Consider the following 4,726-nt stretch of genomic DNA (forward strand, 5'->3'; position numbering starts at 1 on the left):
ATGCCCTGGAAGTGACAGCCAGCCTGGGCGGGCTGGGCACCGCCGACGCAACGGCGCGGGGCACGGCGGAGGTGCGGCGGCTCAGCCTGCCGCGCTGGTTCGGTTTTGCGCGCCACCTGCCGGTGGGCTTGCAGCATGCGCTGGACGCCCTTTCCGGGCATCTGGAATTTTCGCTGGACCGGCACGGGCTGCGCGTGCCCGTGTTGCACGCCGAGGTGCTGGGCATGCCTCTGCGCGGCTCGGGCGGGGTGGCAGATTTCGCCGCGCCGGTCATCGCCATCGACGTGTCCGGGGCGGACATCGACGTGAACAGGGTGATGCCCGAACTGGCTGGCGCCGATCCGCGTCCGCTTGTCCATGCCGGGCCGCCCGCCGTGGAAGAAGCAGACGGGGCCAGCCAGCCAGCGAAGAACGGGCCGCAGTCCCCGGCGGCGGCGGCGGACGAGACACCGGACGTGGGCTATGACATCCGCGTGCGCGCGGAAAAGGCGCGCGGGTGGAAGTTCGACGTGGGCGGACTGGCCTTCCGCTGCTCTCCCTCGCGCGAGGGTACGCTGCTGGAATTTACCGCCGCCTCGTTTTACGGCGGCACGGTAAAGGCCCTGCTGGACATCGTGGACGACTACCGCCTGCAATTCACCGCCGCCGACGTGGCCCTGGCGCGCCCGGCGGTCATCGTGAGCGGGCGCGAATCCGCCGCCGGAAAGCTTGCGCTCACGGCCGCACTGCGGGGGCAGGGCCACAGCCTGGGGGCCGTGGTCGCCTCCATGCGGGGCACCCTGGACGCGCGCATTGACGACGGCTTTCTGCTGGTGTGGCGCAACGGCGCGCTGGAACGGCAGCCGTTCACCCGGTTCGACCTGCGGGCCGAGGCCGCGGGGCAAGGATTGCCGGGCGGCAAGGTGCCCCCCAAGCCCCCGGTGCGCCTGCCGTGGACCGGAGCCTGGCGGGCGGCCATGCGCACCCCCGTCGGTACGGAATGGGAAGCCACGGCCAATGGGCCGTTGCAGTTCGATACGGCCACCGGACTGCCCGTGGCCGCAGACCGGTTGCCCGCAACGTTGCGCCTTTCGCTGCCGCCCGCGCTGACCGACCTTGAGCGCACGGTGGAGGCGCGTTTTGCCGGCCCCGTCCGCTTCGACTTCGACGCGGGGACCCTGAACTCAGACCGGCTGGACGTGGAATCGCTGGGCGCCCGGGGCAACCTGTCCCTGAGCGCCACGGGCATGAGCAAGGCCGCCACCTGGGAGGGCACGCTGTCCGCCCGTTTCCCGAATCCGCGCGCCACCCTGCGCGGGCTGGGCCTTGCGCCGTGGCAGATGGCCGACGGCGCGTTGCGATCTGCGGAACTGTCGGCGGGCTTTCGCCAGTCCGGCAACATGCTAGACCTGACCAACGCCCGGCTGGTGCTGGACGGCCAGCCTGTGGCAGGCACCGTTTCACGCATTTCGGGCCAGCGCCCCCTGTGGCGGTTCAGCCTGCACGCCGACGCCTTCGACGCGGATCGCTATCTGGCACCCCGCACGCCGGATCCCGCCCCCGGCCAGCCGGAGCCCGTGCCTTCCAGCGAGCCGCTGCATCATGCGTGGCTGCGCGCGTTCGATGCCGACGGGCGCGTGTCCGTGGGGCGCGGCACCTTCAAGCAACTGCGCTTCGACGGCTTCACCGCGCCCATCCTGCTGCGCGACGGGCAACTGGAAGTGGGCCCCATTGCCTCCGGCTTCTATGGCGGCACGCTGGGCGGCAGCATCCGCGCCGCCTCTGGCGAAGCGCTGAACACGCGCCTTGTACTGGACGCGCGCGACTTCGACCTGGAGCCGGTGGGGCTGCGCTTCGCGGGCAAGGACTACGTGGGCGGCAAGGCCCTGCTGGTGCTGGATGTGCAGGGGCCCCTGCGCACAGAACTGGACATGCCCGCCGCGCTTTCCGGCACCTGGGCCTTCGAGGTGCGCGACGGCTTCTACAGCACGCGCGGCAAGTCCAGCACGCCCGAACAATCCAAGACCCCGTTCTCCGAGGCGCGGGCCAGCGGCTACCTGCGCACCGGGGTACTGCACAACGAGGATTTCACCCTGAACAGTCTGCTGCTGACCATGGTGGGCCGGGGCTGGGTGGACCTTGCGAAAAAGCGCATCGACTACACTACAGACGTCTCGCTGGTGCGGGTGCCCACCTTTCCCATCCGCTTTCACGGCGACTTGCGCAAGCCGGAAACCAGCGTGCGCCAGACCGGCATCGTCACCGGCACCCTGGGCAACCTTGGCAGCACCGTGTTCGATCTGCTGGGCGGAGTCATCGGCATGCCGCTGCGGGTGCTGGAAGGCTTGCAGGACGCCGCGCGCGGCAATGGCACGGCCCCCAACGGTCAACAATCCCCGCGGTCTTCGGGGCAATAGCCCGGCGAACCATCGGAAGGCGGCAGGGGCGACTGGTTTTCGGGCAGCCGCCAGTCCATGTCGTTACGCCGTCCGCCCATGCCGCAACCATACAGGGTCGATGCCCGCTCGGCTTTCCGCACGCCTCCCGTTCTTTCTTTCCTTTCTGCTTGTCCCTTCACCTCTTCTGCGTCCCCCGCGACCGTCCCCCATCCTTCCGCCGTTGCACACGTGCAATGAGGTTGCGCGTTTCTTTGCCGTGTGCAATTTTGTGCACAGGCAGGCGCTGGTTTGAATTGTTTGTGCAATGCACTTGGCGTAACTGACCGGAATCACGTTGTGCACGAGTTGGCACGAGGTTTTCATGCCATCCCCGCGCGCCCGGTTTCTTGTGCAACCGGGCGCGGGCATCTCCACGGATTTTCCAAGGACGTTTCATGGATATAGCCGACAAGAACACCGAGCGCAGCACCCTGATCATCGCGGTGATGGCGCTGGTGACCATCGGGCTTTCGCTCATCGTCTCCACCGGGCAGACCCTGAACCGGCAGGAAGAGGCGGGCACCCAGCACCTCATCCTTACCGCCCGGTCGGTGTTGCAGGCGGTGGAAACATCGCTGCGGCGCGGGCTTTTCATGCGGCCCAACGGGCCCGGCCTGTTCAGCCCCGGTACGGCGGAACTGTTTCGCGAACTGGAACAGAGCGGCGACGTGCTGTTCGTTGGCATCATCGATCGACAGGGGGGGCGCGTGCTTACATCCCGCCCCACGCACGAGTCGGGGGGCACGCTGGTGTTTCCGCCCGAAGCCTTGCAGGACCTGGCCCAGAAGGGCGAATGGCACGGACGCGCCACGTTCGGCAAGCTCAGCGCCTACGTGTATGGCAAGCGCATCCTGCCCCGCAGCCATACCCTGATGCACGACCCCGGACTGGCCGACGGCGAGCAGGCCCACCCCGACGCCGGGGCAGACGGGGGGCAGGGGCATGCTTCCGGTTCGTTCGGGCAGGGCGACCTTGCACCGGACGACCCCAATCAACTGCCCACCTTCCTGGTGGTGGGGCTGGACATGGCCAAGCACCTCGCGGTGTACCGGGGCTTTCGCCAGAACGCCCTGTTCCAGGCGGCGTATATTCTGGCCGCGGCGGTGTTCATCTGGGTGCTGACCATGAGCTTCCTGAAGCGGCGCGAGCAGGCGGGCCGCGCCGCCGTGCTGGAGCGGTTCCAGGCCCGGCTGGTGGACAACCTGCCCGACGGCCTGCTGACCATCACCCAGGACAACGTGGTGCGCGCGGCCAACCCGGCCGCCCATGACATCCTGAAGGCCCGTGACGGCAGTCTGGCGGGTACCGACGTGGCCGACCTGTCCCCCGAAATCGCCGGATGCATCGCGGGACCGGACAGCGGCGCCACTCCCGGCTGGGCCAACCGCACCGTGGATGGCGCCCACCTTGAAATCCTTACCCTGCCCATTCGCGAAAGCGACGAGGAACACGACCGTCTCGTCATCATCCGCGATCGCACCCAGATTCGCGAACTGGAAAAGAGCCTGAGCGAGGCTGAAAAGCTGGCAGCCGTGGGCACGCTGGCCGCGGGGGTGGCGCACGAGATTCGCAACCCGCTTTCGGCGTTGCGCGGTTTTGCCCAGTATTTCGCAAAGAAGCTGGCGGGCAAGCAGCCGGACGAAAACTACGCCCAGACCATGGTGCGCGAGGCCGACCGGCTGAACCGGGTCATTACCGACCTGTTGTATCTGGCCAGGCCGCGCGCCATCGAGCCGCGCGAGGTCAGCCTGGGCCAACTGGCGGCGGAACTGGAAAGCCTGGTGCGCTTTGACGCGGGCAAGCTGGGGGTGCACATGCGCACCAGCCTGGGGCCCGACCTGGTCATGGCCGACGAGGATGCCCTGAAGCAGGCTTTGCTGAACCTGGTCCTGAACAGTCTGGACGCGCTGTCGCAGTGCCCGCTGCCCGTCGGCGGCGGCGGGCGCGAGATCCACATCTCGTCCATGGCCTCCGATGGTGGGGTGTGGGTGTTCGTGCGCGACACCGGGCCGGGCATGAGCCGCGAACAGCGCGAGCAGGCCTTCGAGCCGTTCTACACCACCAAGAAGAAGGGCACCGGCCTTGGCCTCGCCCTGGTGCACAAGACCATGCGCGACCACGGAGGCCGGGCGCAGATAGATTCCGAGGTGGGGCGCGGTACAACGGTGGCGCTGTTCTTTCCGGGGGCGGGGCACGCCGCGCGCGCCGGTCAGGCCGAGAGGGCCGGGGGAATGGACGTGCCCGAAGGCGGCGACCCGCTGGACCACGGCGCGGACATACCGGCGGGCGATTGCCCCGGTGCGGCGGCC

Annotated in this window: 2 protein-coding genes; both read left to right on the forward strand. The window is 68.6% G+C overall.

The window, feature by feature from the left end; genetic code table 11:
* Positions 1–2,396, forward strand: a 2,396-nt coding sequence (locus FVW20_RS07850; RefSeq protein WP_196608979.1) for an AsmA family protein, incomplete at its 5' end; no start/stop codon positions are given.
* 416 nt (positions 2,397–2,812) lie between these two features.
* Positions 2,813–4,726 (forward strand): two-component system sensor histidine kinase NtrB (locus tag FVW20_RS07855; protein ID WP_231038961.1); only part of this gene is annotated, 1,914 nt, incomplete at its 3' end.

Source organism: Nitratidesulfovibrio oxamicus, from assembly GCF_015731765.1.
Classification (GTDB): domain Bacteria; phylum Desulfobacterota; class Desulfovibrionia; order Desulfovibrionales; family Desulfovibrionaceae; genus Cupidesulfovibrio; species Cupidesulfovibrio oxamicus.